This window comes from Paenibacillus sp. NPDC058367 (genome assembly GCF_042723305.1).
Classification (GTDB): Bacteria; Bacillota; Bacilli; order Paenibacillales; family Paenibacillaceae; genus Paenibacillus_AQ.
This window is the reverse complement of sequence record NZ_JBHXIZ010000003.1, coordinates 401,402-419,271: the sequence shown is the minus strand read 5'-3', so window position 1 is coordinate 419,271 and position 17,870 is coordinate 401,402. Positions and strand designations below refer to the sequence as shown.

General features: G+C 43.5%; 13 protein-coding genes. 12 read left to right on the top strand and 1 reads right to left on the bottom strand.

Annotated features, from left to right (window positions below; all coding sequences use genetic code 11):
• The first annotated feature begins 80 nt into the window (after positions 1-80).
• Genes nirB through ACFWMP_RS18735 form a run of 3 tightly spaced genes read left to right on the top strand, consistent with a single transcriptional unit; the run spans position 81 to position 3,701 of the window.
• Positions 81-2,504: a nitrite reductase large subunit NirB gene (gene nirB / locus ACFWMP_RS18745; protein ID WP_339242909.1), complete on the top strand. Its 2,424-nt coding sequence runs from the start codon at positions 81-83 to the stop codon at positions 2,502-2,504.
• A gap of 32 nt (positions 2,505-2,536) precedes the next feature.
• Positions 2,537-2,857 (top strand): nitrite reductase (NAD(P)H) small subunit, encoded by a 321-nt coding sequence (locus tag ACFWMP_RS18740; RefSeq protein ID WP_042190549.1) that lies wholly within the window; start codon positions 2,537-2,539, stop codon positions 2,855-2,857.
• 52 nt (positions 2,858-2,909) lie between these two features.
• Complete coding sequence (locus ACFWMP_RS18735) at positions 2,910-3,701, top strand: formate/nitrite transporter family protein (RefSeq protein ID WP_042190547.1); 792 nt, start codon at positions 2,910-2,912, stop codon at positions 3,699-3,701.
• 174 nt (positions 3,702-3,875) lie between these two features.
• Here ACFWMP_RS18735 and ACFWMP_RS18730 read toward each other — a convergent pair whose 3' ends face one another.
• Positions 3,876-4,601, bottom strand: coding sequence for a Crp/Fnr family transcriptional regulator (locus ACFWMP_RS18730; RefSeq protein WP_042129903.1), 726 nt, complete (start codon positions 4,599-4,601; stop codon positions 3,876-3,878).
• Positions 4,602-5,019: 418 nt separating this feature from the next.
• Between ACFWMP_RS18730 and ACFWMP_RS18725 the strand changes: the two genes are divergently transcribed.
• From ACFWMP_RS18725 to ACFWMP_RS18685, 9 genes are all read left to right on the top strand, one after another.
• Positions 5,020-7,326 (top strand): glycoside hydrolase family 65 protein, encoded by a 2,307-nt coding sequence (locus ACFWMP_RS18725; RefSeq protein WP_379424450.1) that lies wholly within the window; start codon positions 5,020-5,022, stop codon positions 7,324-7,326.
• The gene (locus ACFWMP_RS18720; protein WP_379424449.1) at positions 7,323-9,605 is read left to right on the top strand and encodes a glycosyl hydrolase family 65 domain-containing protein; all 2,283 of its coding nucleotides are present in this window, start codon (positions 7,323-7,325) and stop codon (positions 9,603-9,605) included. Before ACFWMP_RS18725 ends, ACFWMP_RS18720 begins: the two co-directional genes overlap by 4 nt.
• 32 nt (positions 9,606-9,637) lie before the next feature.
• Positions 9,638-10,273 (top strand): beta-phosphoglucomutase, encoded by a 636-nt coding sequence (gene pgmB / locus ACFWMP_RS18715; RefSeq protein ID WP_076300843.1) that lies wholly within the window; start codon positions 9,638-9,640, stop codon positions 10,271-10,273.
• A 281-nt stretch (positions 10,274-10,554) separates the two neighbouring features.
• On the top strand, positions 10,555-10,695 hold the full coding sequence (locus ACFWMP_RS18710; protein WP_379424448.1) for a hypothetical protein: 141 nt from the start codon (positions 10,555-10,557) through the stop codon (positions 10,693-10,695).
• A 400-nt stretch (positions 10,696-11,095) separates the two neighbouring features.
• Positions 11,096-12,889, top strand: coding sequence for a cache domain-containing sensor histidine kinase (locus ACFWMP_RS18705; RefSeq protein WP_042190535.1), 1,794 nt, complete (start codon positions 11,096-11,098; stop codon positions 12,887-12,889).
• A gap of 19 nt (positions 12,890-12,908) precedes the next feature.
• Positions 12,909-14,237 (top strand): response regulator, encoded by a 1,329-nt coding sequence (locus ACFWMP_RS18700; protein ID WP_042190532.1) that lies wholly within the window; start codon positions 12,909-12,911, stop codon positions 14,235-14,237.
• Between the two features lie 117 nt (positions 14,238-14,354).
• Positions 14,355-15,275, top strand: coding sequence for a carbohydrate ABC transporter permease (locus ACFWMP_RS18695; protein WP_042129891.1), 921 nt, complete (start codon positions 14,355-14,357; stop codon positions 15,273-15,275).
• Position 15,276: 1 nt separating this feature from the next.
• Entirely contained in the window at positions 15,277-16,149 is an 873-nt protein-coding gene (locus ACFWMP_RS18690) for a carbohydrate ABC transporter permease (RefSeq protein WP_042190530.1), read from the top strand.
• A gap of 132 nt (positions 16,150-16,281) precedes the next feature.
• Positions 16,282-17,745, top strand: a complete 1,464-nt coding sequence (locus ACFWMP_RS18685; protein WP_076300846.1) for an ABC transporter substrate-binding protein — start codon at positions 16,282-16,284, stop codon at positions 17,743-17,745.
• Positions 17,746-17,870 lie beyond the last annotated feature (125 nt).

The following is a 17,870-nucleotide window of genomic DNA, read 5'->3' as shown; positions in this document are numbered from 1 at the left end:
AATTGAATTTGAACCGTATAATTCCAATATGTAGAAGAGAAATTGATCAGGTATTCATAAGCTTGAGGAGGCACCTAACCATGACAACGATAAGAGAAAAACTAGTATTAGTCGGCAACGGTATGGCAGGCATAGGTACGATTGAGCAGATATTGAAGCTGGGTGGAGCTTATGACATCACGGTTTTTGGAAGTGAACCTCATCCCAATTACAATCGGATCATGTTGTCTTATGTTCTTGAAGGAAGTAAGACCCTTAATGATATCATCCTAAACGACTGGAATTGGTATGAAGACAATAATATAACTCTACACACGGGAACAACGGTGACACGAATTGATGAAGGTTCGAAGCAAGTTGTTACGGATAGTGGGATGATAGTCCCCTACGACAAGGTAATTATTGCGACAGGCTCGAATTCGTTTATTTTACCTGTACCTGGCAGTGATAAAGAGGGCGTTGTAGGATTCCGGGATATTTCAGACTGTGATGCGATGCTGGCAGCGGCCAAACAATACAGCAAAGCAGCTGTTATCGGCGGGGGGTTGCTTGGGTTGGAAGCGGCAAAAGGTCTTCTGAACCTTGGTATGGATGTTACCGTAGTTCATTTGATGGAAGATCTGATGGAGCGTCAGCTTGATCGGAATGCCTCCTCGATGCTGCAAGCTGAGCTTGAGCGTCAAGGCGTGAAATTTGCTATGGGCAAACAAACGATAGAATTGAGCGGGGAACAGAGAGTAAGTGGATTGCGTTTTAGTGATGGCAGTACGCTTGCTGCAGATTTTGTGGTAATGGCTGTTGGAATCAAACCGAACGTGACATTGGCAAAAGATAGCGGAATCTCCGTAAATCGTGGGATCGTGGTGGATGATTATTTGCAAACTTCCATGCAGAATGTATATTCCATCGGCGAATGTGCTGAGCATCGCGGTATGTGTTACGGACTGGTGGCTCCACTATTTGAACAAGGCATGGTTCTAGCTAAACATTTATGTGGTAGCGATACCAAGCCTTATGAAGGTTCGATTGTTTCCACGAAGCTTAAAATTTCTGGGGTGGATGTATTTTCTGCAGGTGAGTTTTTGGATTGTCCTGAACATACTGTGATCTCAAGCAAAGATGAATGGAAGAAAACTTATAAGAAAATTTTGCTCAAAAATAATGTGATTGTCGGTGCGGTTTTGTTCGGTGATGTAACGGAGTCCGCGAATCTGCAAAAGCTAGTAAAACAAGGCGCGGTAATGACCGATGAGATTTATACGGAGGTTATGGGAACGGGCTGCTGCGGTGGCGGAGCTAAGAAGAGCACATCCGTAGAAGCTATGGCGGACGAAGAAATTGTCTGCGGCTGTAATGGTGTAACTAAAAAAGCGATAGTAGATGCTGTCACTGAACATGGTTTTACTACTGTGGATGAGATCAAAGCATGCACTGGCGCTACTCGCTCTTGTGGTGGTTGTAAACCCGTAGTAGAACAAATCCTGCAATTTGTCTTAGGTGACAGTTTCCAGCAAGCTGCTAAGCAAGGTATTTGTGGGTGCACAACGCTTAGCCGTGATGAAATTGTTGCTGAAATTACAGCTAAAGGTCTTAAAACAACAAAAGAGGTCATGAATGTACTCGGTTGGAAACAAGAGGAAGGCTGCTCCAAGTGTCGTCCGGCGATTAACTATTATCTAGGGATGATGAACCCTGATACCCATCAAGATGAGAAAGAATCCCGATTTGTAAATGAAAGAATGGGTGCCAATATTCAAAAAGATGGAACCTACACCGTGATACCACGCATGTATGGTGGGGTAACTACGCCGGAGGATTTGAAGAAAATCGCCGACGTCTCCCTTAAATATGACGTGAAAGTTGTGAAGGTAACTGGAGGGCAACGCCTGGATCTAATCGGTGTGAAGAAGGAAGATTTGCCTAAGGTATGGGAAGAGCTGGATATGCCTTCAGGCTACGGTTATGCCAAATCCCTGCGTACGGTTAAGACTTGTGTGGGCTCCCAGTTCTGCCGCTTTGGCACACAAGATTCGCTGGGAATGGGCGCGCTCATAGAACGTAAGTATGAACGTCTTGATTTTCCTGCCAAGTTTAAAATAGCTGTCAACGGCTGTCCACGTAACTGTGCGGAATCCTGCACGAAGGATATTGGCATCGTTGGAAATGATGGTGGTTGGGAAGTGTTTATCGGTGGTAACGGTGGGATCAAGCCACGGATCGCAGACTCCTTCTGCAAAATTAAGACCGATGAAGAGTTAATCGAAGTGTGCTCCGCTGTGATGCAATATTACCGTGAGACCGGCAATTATTTGGAGCGAACATCCGAGTGGGTTGAGCGTATGGGACTTGAGCGGATTCAAATGGTTATTTTGAATAATGAAGATAACCGCAAAGAGCTGGCCGCACGGATTGACTTTGCTCTGACTCAGGTTACGGATCCTTGGAAAAAAATGCTCAATGACAGCAGCACTCGTGCTGCGCTTTTTGAAGAAACAAGAGTCTAGCGGATATAACGCACACAGAAGGGGAGAGACCAATGAATAAGACAACACAAACGTATCCAATAGGATCAGTACAGGATTTCCTGCTGCAGATTGGCCGTGTGGTGATTGCTGGAAATGTGGAGCTGGCTGTATTTCGTACCTCTGACGGAGCGATCTATGCACTTGAGAATCGGAGCCCTCATCCAAAAGGGGGGCCGCTTGCGGAAGGGATCGTTTCGGGTCACTTTCTTTATGATCCACTGTATGATTGGAAAATAGATCTTCGCACGGGTGAAGTTCAGGCACCGGATCAAGGTATCGTTATGACTTATCCAGTCTCCCTTGTCGGAGACATTGTGACAGTGAGCTTGTAGACACCGAAGCTTGTAGTAAAGGATGAAATAGAAAACGGTGGGGTGGAGTATTATGTTTACTCAAAGTGTGGAGAACATTGTCGAGGCGGCAGTCAGCAAGCGAGACCAAATGAATGAAAGTTTACCAAGATATTTTCTAGCAGCCCTTTTGGCAGGGGCATATGTAGGCATTGGGATTATCCTTATTTTCTCGCTGGGAGCGCCTCTAGCGGCTGCCAAATCGCCTTTCCAACCCCTCATTATGGGTGCATCCTTCGGTATTGCCTTGACTCTTGTTGTGTTTGCAGGCTCAGAGCTGTTTACCGGAAATAATATGTTCTTTACGGTTAGTACACTTGCTGGTAGAACAAGTATCTGGGATACTGTCAAGAACTGGGTGCTTGTGTTTGTAGGGAATGTGATAGGGGCAGTGATTTTAGCACTTTTGATTCGAGGAACTGGGCTATTCAGTGCGGCTCCCCCAGAGCATCTGATCTTTGCGGCTGCAGCCAAGAAAATGAGCCTTCCGTTTTCAGAGCTATTTTTCCGTGGGATTCTATGTAACTGGCTGGTCTGTCTAGCGCTATGGATGGCCTCACGCGCCAAAAGTGAAACTGCCAAGCTGGTTCTAATCTGGTGGTGTTTATTTGCCTTTATTGCGAGTGGATATGAGCACAGTGTGGCTAATATGACGCTGCTGAGTGTTGCTGTGTTGCTCCCGAATCACCCTGACACCGTTACAATTGCCGGATGGATCCACAATATGATTCCTGTTACCTTAGGAAATATAATTGGCGGTGGCGTATTCGTCGGTATGGCCTACTGGATGATCTCTCCCGTGCGGGGTACTCAGACCAAGCGTTAAGAGTATATATAGTTATAGGGCTGACCCAATTTCGGGTTCAGCTCTTTTTCTTCTTGTGGTATAAAAAAAGACGCCTATGTTAGGCGCCTTTGACCACTCTATTTTATAATGTGCAGAATAATTGGGTCATATGTGTTTCATTGAGGAGAATAGAGGGTATATTATAAACGGAAATTAGATGCGGCAGATCTCGTTTGGACACATTTCGCAGTGGCAAATTTCCTGCAGCATGCCAAGATCCTTGATGACAATCATACCGTTCTCGTACTCAACCGCGTCTTTTTTACGCAAGTCGCTCAACATCCGGTTCACACTCTCACGAGTAGCGCCGATCATGTTGGACAAATCTGTATGCGTAATTTTTTTGTTGATGAGGATGTTCTCACCATCGCTGCTCTTCTCACCATAGGTGTTGCCGAGTCGAATGAGAGTGGAGCAAAGTGCGCCTGGTTTTCCGTACATCATCAGATCACGGAATTTCGTTTGAGTTAGACGGTGATGAATGCCCATCCATTTCATAAAGTCGATGGCAAAATCACAATGTTGGCAAATGAGAATTTCTAAATCCTTTTGCTCGATAACGCCAACTTCACTTTCTTCAATCACTTCTGCAGTAAAGCTGTGCTTGGTGCTGAAGAATGGGTCCGCTTGACCTACCATATCGCCGGCTTGGTACATATAAAGAATAAGTTCTTTACCTTCATCCGTTGATTTAGTTAATTTCACACGTCCACGTTTGATATAAAACAATTTATCCGAGTAGTCGCCTTCCCAGAAAAGATGTGAACCCTCTGGAACAACGCGTTCTTTCATAGTAACAAGAAGTCTGTTGAAATTCTGTTCGGAGAAACAGTTTGTATTTCCGTGGGCTTCGATGACATTGTAATGTTCTTTTAGCATAATCGACATCCCCTTTATTCCCTCAGTTTTTCAGTAAATTTTAAATTAATTATACCTCTAAATTCTTCGATTTGGTTAAGAAAAACCAATTAAAAGTGTCGAATTTTCAACATTGTGATTATTTTCACTTCAAAAGTGCAAGATGTAATATGATTTTTAACTAAAAAGGAGTAAGAAGTATATGTTCTTTATATATCAGCAGTGGCAATCCATTATTCTCAAATAATGGGTCTGTCGCTGTTTTTTTTGTTCTTATTAGATTCTACATATTATACTGCAAAAATTCATGATATAGAAATTCGTTCGATTTCAACTCCGTATAAACGCACACATCTTCATTAAGGTCAGACATTGGCGCAACGGGTATGGAACGATATCCTGAGAATGGAGCAAAAACCAGGAGAAGGGGAAATCATACATGGCTAAAGTGGCGGACAAATATCTTAAGGTAGATCCTTGGGCAATTATTGAAGAGGGCTTTGATCCAGAACGAAATCGGACCTCGGAATCTATTTTTTCACTAGGAAATGAGTATATGGGTGTGCGGGGGTATGCTGAGGAAGGTTACTCTGGGGATTCCCTGCAAGGCAGTTATTTCAACGGGCTAAATGAACAATTGGACATTGGCAATCATTATAAGGGGATTATTCGCTCGCTGAGATATATGGTAAATGCGGTGGACTGGCTGTATACGCGGATCACTGTGAATGGTGAACAGCTTGATCTGGCAAAAAGTAAAATATCGGATTATGTGCGCAAACTGGATCTTCGTAGTGGGACCTATCGGCGGGAGCTAATCTGGCACCTAGATGATGGAAAAATCTTAAAAGTTGTCTTTACACGCTTGGTAAGTATGACGATGTCTCATCTGGGACTACAGCGGGTGGAATTTGAGCCCCTTAATTTCTCGGGCAGCGTGGACATTTGTGCAGGTCTTGATTTCAGCATTATTCATGAGGAACGCGGCGAATGTATGTGGAGTAGTCTCCGCAGTGGAGAACAAGGATCTACCACAGCTATTATGGCGAGAACAGTGAATACAGCTAACAAGCTATTCTCTAGCTTTTCTTTACAATCTTCACAGCCGCTTCAGCTTACGCGAGTTGAACATGAGAAATTTATTGGACAAAGCTTTACTATGGATCTTGCTCAGGGAAAAGCGACCCATTTTACAAAGCTGGTTATCAACTATTCGGATAGTGAATCTGCCCTTACAGCTGAAGAGCTGTGGAGCAAAGGGCTAGCTCTTGCTGAAAGTGCAAGCCAACTGAGCGATACTCAAATATTCGCGGATCAGACGGCATATTGGAATGGTATCTGGGAGACAAGTGATATTCGGATTGAGGGCGATCCTGAGAATCAGCAGGGCATTCGTTTTTGCATTTTCCAGCTTTATCAGACTTATCATGGTGATCATCCAGGGTTCAACATCGGCGCTAAAGGATTGACTGGAGAAGTGTATCGTGGTTTGGCGTTCTGGGATACAGAGTCGTATTGCTTACCATTCTATATGTTTAATAATCCTAAGGCTGCACGGAGTTTACTGGACTTTAGATATAAGACATTACCTCAGGCTATGCAACGTGCTAAAGATGTTGATTGCGATGGCGCTTGCTACCCTATTGCAACAATAGACGGAACTGAAAGCTGTGATCTCTGGCAGCATTCGAATCTTCAGCTTCATGTAGGGACTGCTATTTCCTATGGTATCTGGCATTATGTCAAAAATACTGGGGATAAAGAATTTCTGCACAGTAAAGGTGCTGAAATGCTGATCCAGATCAGTAGATTCTATGCTACACGCGGTCAATGGGGTCAACAGAGTGGAAAATATGGATATTTTGGCGTAATGGGTCCTGATGAGTTCCAATTGATGGTGAATAATAACTGCTATATTAATTTGATGGCCCAAAAATCATTTGAATACACCCTAGACACCCTGAGTGAAATGAAAAAACAGGCACCAGAGGCTTTTGCATTGGTTGCGGAAAAGACGGGGCTTCGTGACGAAGAACTTACCGATTGGAAAAATAAAGCAGACAATATGAAGATTCCGGTTGACGAAGTGACTGGAGTATTTGAGGAGCATGATGGATTCTTCGATATGCCACATATTGATATTCATTCCATTCCTGTAACAGAGTTTCCGCTCTACTCGAACTGGTCGTATGATCGATTGTACCGTTATGACATGATTAAGCAACCGGATGTTCTCATGTTTATGTTCTTATATAATGGACAATTCTCTAAAGAAACGAAGCTGGCTAACTATGAATATTACGAGTCTAGATGTATTCATGAGTCTTCACTTTCACCTTCGATCCATTCCATACTGGCAAGCGAAATCGGCAAGCCAGAAGAAGCCTATTCGTTCTTTGAATTTGCGACAAGACTGGATTTAGACAATTACAACCGTAACACACGCGAAGGATTGCACACGACTTCGATTGCAGCCGCTTGGATGAATATTGTGTATGGCTTTGGAGGTATGCGTTCAGATGGGGATCGTTTGTCCTTCCAGCCTTCATTGCCGGAGCGCTGGAACGAGTATAGCTTCCAAGTGATGTATGAAGGGGTATTACTACGTATTTTGGTCAACAAGACTTCAGTAACGCTCACCGCAATTAATGGGGGTAGCACTGATATTACAGTGTATGGGCAGTCAATTACGGTGGACGCATCCGGGACGACGCTTCCGCTAGGTGAAGGGATGTTGGCTCGATGAGCTGGGCGGTTAGGGATAGCTGTTTTGACAAGCAACTTGTGACGACGAACGGGAACAAATATATGTTAGGCAATGGCTATATGGGATATCGCGGGACACTTGAGGAATTCGGTAAAACTGAGTTAGTTGCCGTAACTTTAGCTGGTCTATATGACAAAGCGGGAGATAAGTGGAGAGAACCTGTCAATGCTCCTAATGGATTATGGACCAAGATTGTCTGCAACGGTCAACCTTTAAGTGTGCTAGAGCAAGAACCGAGCTCTCATGTTCAGGAGCTGAATATTCGTAGTGCCATTCATCATCGGAGCACTAGCTATAGTCTATCTGATGGTGGGATGTTGACATTTACAGCAGATCGTTTCGTAAGCCAGGACAATCTTCACCTGCTCGTTAGTAAATACTCTATCCATAGTACACAGGACTGCCAAATTGTGATTGAGACCGGGATTGACGTAGATGTATGGGATATCAATGGTCCCCACCTCTATGGTCAAAAAGTACAGTCACAGGGTGAGGTACTAGTCTCTTCCTCCACTAGTGGAGAATTGAACATTCCGGTAGTTGTGGCGGAGAGAGCCGTATTTAATTTCGGAGATCAGCAACTGGATGAGGGCGCTAGTATTCGCCGGATTTCTTTTGAAGCGCGTGCGGGTGAGACCTATGAATGGTTTAAGTACGTTGCGGTATATACTGGACTTGATGTTAGTGTACCGGAGTCAGAAGCAGTAAAATCTGTTCTAGCTGCTGAAACGCTCGGTTATGACGAGTTATTACAGGCTCATCGCCAGCAATGGGAAGAAAGATGGTCGCTTAGCGATGTCATTATCGAAGGCGATGAGGATGCTCAGTTTGCTCTAAGATACAGTATTTATCAGCTGTTAATTATTGCACCTACAGTTTCGGAAAAGGTTTCTATCCCGGCTCGAGGTTTATCGGGTCAGGTCTATAAAGGGGCCGTATTCTGGGATACGGAGATGTTTATGCTGCCTTTCTTCCTGCATACTGATCCAACGGTTGCTCGCAACCTGATGATGTACCGGATTCATACCTTGGACGGAGCTCGCCGGAAAGCCGCGGAATATGGTTTTTTGGGAGCATTCTATGCTTGGGAAAGTCAGGATACAGGAGACGATGCTTGTACACTGTTTAATGTGAATGATGTATTTACCGGTCGACCAATGCGGACTTATTTCCGTGATAAGCAAGTTCATATCAGTGGGGATGTTGTACATGGGATCTGGAAATACGTTCAATTTACAGGTGACGAGAGTCTGCTGACTAGCGGAGGGGCGGAAGTGATCTGGGAATGTGCCCGGTTCTTCTACTCTTATGCTTACTATAATTCAGTAAAAGAACGCTTCGAGATTCTAGATGTAACAGGTCCAGACGAATATCATGAGCGTGTGAACAATAATGCTTTTACGAATGCTCTGGTTAAGGAGACACTGGAAATTGCCTTGCGCACAGCAGAATTGCTGCAAGATAAGTATCCGGAAGTGTACAACCAACTGTCTACAGAGTTTAGTGAAGGTCCGTTTCTGACAGAGTTCAAAGCTATGCTGGATAGCTTCTATGTTCCGCAGCCAGACCCTGCCAGTCTTGTCATCGAACAATTCGACCGTTACTTCACCTTAGAAGATGTTAGGCTGCCAGATTTGAAATCCCGTGTACTTAACAAAAATGAGTATTTGGGTGGCGGTAATGGATTAGCCACAACCACAACAATACTGAAGCAAGCGGATGTCGTATTGATGTTAAATCTATTCAAACATTCCTTCACCAAGGAAGTGAAACAAGCGAACTGGGAATTCTACGAACCGCGCACCGAGCATGGGTCAAGCCTTAGTCCTTGTATCTACGCTTTGGTAGCTGCCGATATTGGTTCGCCGGATTGGGGATATCCATATTTTATGCGCACGGCTACTGTTGATCTCACGGGAGAATCTAAGCAGTACGTAGGCGATCTTTATATCGGTGGTACCCACCCAGCCGCTAACGGTGGTGCTTGGATGGCTGCGGTGCTTGGTTTTGCTGGGTTGGATTATGATGGGGGAACTGTCCATATCAAACCTTCACTGCCTAAACATTGGCAGTCTGTTGAGCTTCCGGTTACGCTTCGGGGGAATACCTTTAAGCTGCGGATCAGCAAGGATGAAGTTACAGTTACCACAGCAGCCGACTACAGCGGGACTCTGGTGTTCTCGGTACAAGGGGGAGAAGGAAAGTCCTGTGGTGCAGGTGAGAGCTTGCGTCTAACCTTGGCCGAAACAACAGTATAGTCATTAACTAACAACGGAGAGGAAGTAAATCCATGTTGCAAAATATGAAAGGCGCCATTTTCGATCTGGACGGCGTTATTGTAGATACGGCCAAATATCATTATTTGGCTTGGGCGAGTCTTGCTGACGAGCTTGGCTTTACATTTACAGAGGAGGATAACGAACGTCTTAAGGGCGTGAGCAGGATGAGATCGCTCGATATTCTTCTGGAAGTTGGTGGCCTACAATTTGAAGAAGCGGAGAAGCTTGCGATGGCGGAGAAGAAGAATCGCCTATATGTAGAGTACATCTCTAAGCTTGAGGAGTCGGAACTGCTTCCTGGGGTCAAAGAATACTTAACAGGACTGAGAACGCGCGGGATTGGAATTGCGTTAGGTTCAGCTAGTAAGAATGCAGAGTTTATTTTGAATAAGCTGAACATTACGGATCTGTTCGATGCCGTAGTTGACGGTAACAAAGTGTCACTTGCCAAGCCGGACCCGGAGGTATTCTTGATCGCTGGTCAGGAGCTAGGCTTACAGCCGGACGAATGTGTCGTGTTTGAGGATGCGGAAGCGGGCGTTCAAGCAGGTAAGGCTGCAGGTATGAAGGTAGTAGGCATAGGTAAGCCGGAAGTGCTGAAGGAAGCCGATATGGTTGTAAAAGGATTGTATGAGTTGTTGAGTTAAATAAAAAGGGGACCGACTCCAAAGTAGCTGATGCTACTGTGGGGTCGGTCTTTTTTTGCTTTAAATTCCTGTGCTCACGCTGTGTATTCAGCTATCAAGTACAACTGCGCACACCAAGTAGTAATGTCGCTCATTGGGTAATCCAATCGCTCATCCAAAGGCTCAACAAATGTGAAGCCCACAACAGTGTAAAACAGAGGCGAATAATACCTCTCATAGCCCCACGCAGTGGCCTTCACTCTCCCGCCCTATTTTTCTATTTTTGTTTTTTAAGAATTCCGGTGATGGAGTTGCGGAGTGGAGGTTTGGAGCTGGAGAAACGAAGTGGTCGCCTTTATCCTCAGATTTCTACCGCCAAGCGGTATAAAATCAGGAAATCTGAGGATAACAGCGATCGTAAGCCCAAACGCTCCACGCAGTGACGTCTATATCACCGTACCCTCATAATCCTTCCTAGAAATGACCAGTTATAAGTGTCCCCCAAAGCCCCACGCAGTGGTCCCTGCCCGCCCTCCCTTTTTTCTGTTTTCGGTTTTTTTGAGAGGGAAGAAGGTCATGGAGAGGAATTTTGGAACTGGAGGAGCGAAAGCGTCCGCCTTTGTCTCCGGATTTTATCCGCCAGTGGCGGTATAAATCAGAAAATCTGGAGACAACAGCGGCCGTAAGTCCAAAGTTTCCTCGTAATGACACCATGATTCCCTCTCATTCAAATCCGTACAACAGAAAAAAACTACATACAAATGACCATAAAAAACTTTAAAATGAACATATGTAAGCGTTTATCCCTTTGATATAGTTATTTAACCCGGAGGTGTGACTATAGTGTTGTCTAGGCTTATTAGATTGATTCGAAAGCTGAACGTCAAGCAGCAGCTCATCCTGCTATTTCTGATTATGATTTCTCCGATCTTCTTTTTGAACATATATGGGAATTTGAAGGCAGAGCAAATACTGAAGCGCCATGTTACGAATGCATATGTGGAATTGAACAAGCAGAACTTTACGATCATTAATCGGGATATCGATACAGTTAATAAAATCACTACCACCGTGATTCAAAATCCTCTGATTCAGCAAATGAATATGACTGGCTCGGATACCATACTGGAGCGGGTCAAACGATATGAGACAATAGAGAAGCTGTTGGTCAGTTACTCTCAGGGGGCTGAACGTGGTGATGGCATCTATTACTCCCTTTATATATACGATCCGAATGATTATTACTTTTTTGCTCCCAATTTTCCACAGGTTAAGAAGGCGGGAGTTTATTTCTTTTCTAAAGCCGAAGAGCCTTACTGGTTTGAGGAGGTTGTTCAGAAGAAAGGACGCGGCTCGCTGAAGTTCACGGAGAGGCTAAGCGCTCAAGCGGAGAATTTAAAGACACTTACTTACATGAGAGCTGTAAACAACATTTCCAGAAAAGCGGAGACTATAGGGGTTTTGGTCATCACCAAAATGGACTCTAAAATTGGAGAATCTCTCAAATCCATCTCTTTGCCTGACGGCGAAATTTATTTAACAGATTTAAACAATCGTGTTCTCGCCTCCACTACGAATAATACTGGAGAAGTGATTGAGCTGCCGGAGACGGTTGTTGCCGAGGATCTGGAAGGTACAGTGGATGTGATTACCTCCGATTTTATCTATGTGGTTAACAATAACCATGCGCTTGGACAAAAACTGGTCTACAAAGTTCCAGTGAAGGCGCTACTGCAGCAACAGAACGAAATGAAAAGTGTTATTCAATATATCACCGTGGCTTATGCAGTATTTGGACTAATTATGATTACGTACTTCTGGCGTTCATTAATGACTCCTTTGCAAAAGCTGGCTTTTTTCGTGCGAAAATACGAGCCGGGTAATCGAGTTCCAGAGACACCACGGAGGGGGAGTAACGATGAGGTCAGTGTGCTGATTGCTTCTACTTATGATATGGCCCGAAGGCTGAACGGATTAATCACATACAAATATCAGATGGAGCTTAAACAGAAGGAATCCCAGCTTCAACTTCTATATCAACAAATCAACCCTCATTTGCTTTACAACACCCTAGAGAGCATTTATTGGAAAAGCTCTTTAGAAGGAAATGTCGAATCCGCCGAGATGATCAAGGAATTGTCCAAATTAATGAAGATCAGTCTTAGTCGGGGAAGGGAGCTGATCAGCCTTGAAGAAGAGCTGGAGCATGCAACGGCCTATATCAAGCTACAGCAGCACCGTTATGATTATGTATTTCAAGTTGTGATGAATATTCACCCGGATACGAAAAGCAACCTAATTCCAAAAATCACGCTGCAGCCATTAATAGAAAATGCTATTATTCATGGGGTTAAAAATATGGGCGAGGATGGTGAGATCACCATCACAGCAGTGTGTGAGGATGAAACCGTTAGGATCTCTATTGAAGATAACGGCTATAAGTCTGTTGACTATGAAGCCATAGAAGCTGTATTGAATGATGAAAGCCCCAATCCCACTAGCGGTTATGGTATCCGCAATATTAACCAGCGTATTCATTTACATTTTGGCTCTGATTATGGCATCAGCTATACCCCTCGTACAGAAGGCGGAACGCTAGTAACAGTTAAGCTTCCGAAATCGGAGAATCAGGACTAAGGAAGGGGAGCATGCAGATATGTTCAATATATTGGTTGTGGATGACGAACCATTGATTTGTAAAGGATTGAGCAATTTATTAGCTTCATCCGGGCTGGATATTTCTAATATCTATACAGCTAATAGCGGATTTGAAGCACTAGACTGTATACGTATGGAGGAAATTGATCTGCTCGTTACGGACATACAGATGGGTGCGATGAGTGGAATTGATTTGATGCAGCATGCCAAACTAGCCAAACCATGGGTACAGACCATCGTGATTTCTGCTCATGAGACGTTTCAATATGCTCAAATGGCTGTTAGGCTCGGGGCAAAGGATTATTTAATCAAGCCTTTGAATAGTGAGCAGTTTTTGGATTCGGTCCGAAATGTACTCCTTAAGATGGGGAAGCCCTCACCAGAACTAGATGTCTTCATGTCTGGAATTAACGAAAGCTTTCGACTGGAAGAGCCGCTGCCGGAATATAGCAAGCTCTTGAACGAATTGCTCATTGACCCTGGGGTTGTACTAGCTGAAGGAGATAACCTGCTGAAGCTGGATAACCTGAAGCTACAAGGGCCGTATTTTTCCGTCTTAAAACTTAAGGTACCACTGACTGGAGTAAACCAGGAGAAGCAGTATACTATTCGGGACAGACGGCTTCTTTGTTATGCTGCGCTGAACATTGCCAAAGAATTAATGGATCAGGAATGGAACTCGATAGCCTTTTATGCGCCAGATGGAGAAATTACGATCATTATTCAATGGGATGAAAAAAGCTATGAGGATTCTTCTGCCGGCCAAATCAACAGGCTAGATATACTTGGTCGTAGTCTTCATTTTAATATCCATAAGTATTTACATCTGAATGTGGTCATTGGCATTAGCCAGATTTTAAAGGGGCTTTCGTTTATGGCCGTGTTGAACCGTCAGGCCTCTAATGCAATTCTCTGGAATAATGAGCATAGTGACCATTACGTGTTCTATTATGGGGATTTCAACTGGAACAGTTACACGAGTGATCCTTCTGTAGAAGAACTTCATACGCATAGCAATCTGATCGTACAAAAAGCAAAAGAATATATTGACGAGAACTATGCGCAAAAAGGACTTACTATTCACGATGTGGCTAAGAAGAATCATGTTAGCCCCAATTATTTGAGCTACCTATTTAAGAAAAATACAGGTTATAACCTGTGGGAATATGTAATTAAGCTCAGGATGGAAGAAAGTCGGGAGATGATTTTGAATACCGATCTTCGCAGATACGAAATTGCGGAACGTGTGGGTTATGAATCGCCCGAGCATTTTAGTAAAATTTTTAAAAAATATTATGGGATTAGCCCCAGTGAATTGAAGAAGTAAAAACACTCATGACTTCGGTAGATATAGACATGTTCAGTACAACCCTCATTTCCTACAATTTAAGGTAGGAAGCATTTTGCGAAAAATGCTGATAGAACAATGGAATGAGGGAGCCTGATGAATCAAACCGCAGTAGTAACCGAAAACCCGGCGACGCTGAAGGGGACACCGTACAAGCAAAACCGCTGGAAGAAAAACTTTTGGGGATATATGTTCCTCGTACCTGCCGTAATTATTTTTATTATGTTCTTGTGGGTTCCAATTTTTAAAGGCTTACTGTACAGCTTCTACCATGTTGATTTTGTGAAAGGTAATAGCTTTGTAGGCTTTGAGAACTACAGTAGAGCACTTAGTGATCCAGATGTTTTGACCGCATTAAAGAACACTGGGTATTACATGTTTCTATGTCTTATTATCGGTTTTTGGGTTCCGATTGCTTTTGCTATCATGATCTCGGAGCTGAGAAAGTTTGGGGGCTTTGTACGTGTAGCGGCTTACCTTCCTTTCGTAATGCCTGGTGTGGTTCTCTATGGACTGTGGAGATGGCTTTATGATCCGGTGGGCCCGATTAATGCGTTACTAGGCACAATGGGTGTGGATCAGGTTGCCTTCTTAACAGATACAAGATGGTCGATGATTTCCCTTGTGTTTATGGAAACATGGCAGCAGTTCGGATCAGGGATGCTAATATACTTAGCTGCTGTACTCAGCATTCCAAGAGATTGGTATGAAGCCGCTGAGATTGATGGAGCAGGTATATGGGCACGTATAAAGTACATCACATTGCCTTCACTGCGTAATTTAATCTTTTTGATGCTGATCCTGCAAATTATTGGTACTTCACAAGGGTATCAGTCACAGATGGCGCTGCTTGATGGCGGTCCAAATAATACTACGCTTACCTATGCGCTGTTGATCGTGAAATATGCATTTACAAGACTCGATTATGGAACAGCTACTGCGCTTGGCATGTTAATGTTCATTGTCCTAGGTGGTTTGGGCATTTTACAGTTCAAGCTTAACAAGGAGGACTACTAAGATGAAGAGCGCAGATAGAGGAATTCTTTCAGAACACGATTTGAAAAAAACAAGTAATAAAATCGTTTATGGTTTGATGTGCGTAGTTATTTTGGTTATGGTTTTTAGCATGTTGTACCCGATTTGTATGACGTTATTCAACGGGTTGAAGTCGAATCAAGAGGTGAATTCATTCCCGCCTCATTTTTTCCCTCAGGAATGGCACTTCAGTAATCTTAAAGACGCGATGAACTATATTGATCTACCCATGTTCCTTAGAAACACCATTTATATCTTTTTAGGGAATATGGTCGTGACTCTTGTAGTTTTGGGAATGTCAGCTTTTAGTATTTCTCGTATGAATGTTCCTTACAAAAGAGCTATTTACTTCTTCTTCCTGATGACATTGTTTATTCCGGCGACCAGTTACATGATCCCGAACTTTGTCAATTTGAAGGAGCTTGGATTGCTAAATCAGTACGCGGCCTTCTGGTTGCCAGCGGGAGCGAACACGTTCTACTTTCTATTGTTAAAGAACTTTTTTGACGGGATTCATCCAGAAATCTTTGAAGCAGCACGAATTGATGGGGCCTCTGAGCCGAGAAGCTTTTTCTCCATTGCCGTGCCACTATCCATTCCGATTTTTGCTACATTAGCGATCTTTATCTTTTCTACTGCATGGAATGACTGGTTCTGGCCATCTCTGGTTATGCACAGTGAAGAGAAATATACGCTTGCGACAGCCATTTATAAATACGTTATTAATGTGAAGGCACTCAATACTAATATTAAATTTGCAATCCTGTTTATAGTATCCTTGCCTCCAATCATTGTCTTCTTGATTTTCCAGAAATTCATTATGCGTGGGGTTGCTTTGTCGGCAGTGAAAGGATAAGCAATTATCGACGGATTTATCCACGGATCGTAAACATGCACATGAAAGGAATATAAATGCACCTCGTTTGTAAACGGTTTCTAATTTATGATCGATATGTAAGATAATTATGAATTGAAAAGGGGAGTTTCAATGCGTAAGTACTCTAGCGTTCTACTAAGCGTACTTGTAGCCGGATCGTTGCTATCTGCTTGCAGCGGCAACAATAACGGAAACACAGCGGGGAACAAAGGCGGGGAAGCATCTGCTGCGCCAACAAATGCGGTAACGGATAATACAGCAACCGCTACGGATGCACCAGTGGATGACATTACTCAAAGAAAAGTGACGATCAAGATTCACTATCCAACACCTGACCTGACTGAAATAAGAGCACAGGAAGACGACAAAATCAAACGTTTCCAAGAGGTATATCCGAACGTAGAAATCGTTAAAGACGACTGGCAGTACAATGTAAGTGAAATAGGAATCAAAATGGCTGCGAATGAAGCACCAACCTTCTTTAATACTTTTGCTACAGAAGCTAAATTCCTGGTTGAAAAGGGCTGGGTTGCTGACATCACAGATCTGTGGAACAAATATGAATTTAAAGATCAAATTAACACCGTGCTTCAAAATCAATTTATTATCGACGGCAAAGTTTTCGGAGTAACACAAAAAGGTTATGTAACAACCACTATGATCAACAAAAAAATGCTGGATGAAAAAGGCGTAGCCATTCCACCTATGGATTGGACTTGGGATGATATGCTGAATACGGCTAAAGGTGTAGCTGATGCCAAAAAAGGTATTTCCGGTATTGCTCCAATGGGTAAGGGGAACGAATCAGGTTGGAACTGGACCAACTTCCTGTTTGAAGCTGGCGGAGAGATTCAAAAGATTGAAGGCGGTAAGGTTATAGCTACATTTAATTCCGATGCTGGCGTTAAAGCACTGGATTTCTACAAGAAACTTAGATGGGAAGCTAACGCGATTCCTCAGGACTGGGCACTTGGTTGGGGCGATGCTGTAGGTGCGTTCCAACAAAGTCGTACAGCAATGGTAATGGCCGGATCTGATGGCGTTATCGAGCAAGCATTGAACCAAGGTGGACTGAAACCTGAGGATGTGCTTACGTATCCTATGCCAGCTATGGAAAAAGGCGGAAAACACACAGGGGTACTTGGTGGTGACTATCTAGTAATCAATCCAAATGCTACGCCAGATGAACAAGAAATGGCATTCCGCTACATTACTTTTGATTATTTCTCTGACAAAGGTTTGGAAGCACTGGATGCAATTCTTCAACAACGTACAACCGATGGCAAATACTTTATCCCGCCGCTCTTAGACTACTACTCAGCTGATTCTGAGTTTGGTAAGAAGACCAAAGCGGTTTATGACAAGTACACAAATGTATACCAATATAGCCCTGACATTATGGGACTTTTGGATGGTAAACCTGAAGCTCAATACAACACACAGGACTATTACGCAACCATGTCCAATGTTATTCAAGAGCTGTTCTCCAAAAAAGGAACGGATTCCAAGAGCCAGTTAGAAGCAGCAGCTAAAACAGTGCAAGAGAAATTCTTTGATACGATTAAAGCGGAATAGTCTAATGCAAAAACCGGCCCCTTTGGGGTCGGTTTTTTGTTGTGAAGATTTATAAATTTATAAATCTTCAGAAATAGTGATAATCATTTGGAAATTATTACAGTGTAGAGAAATCGTAATTGACT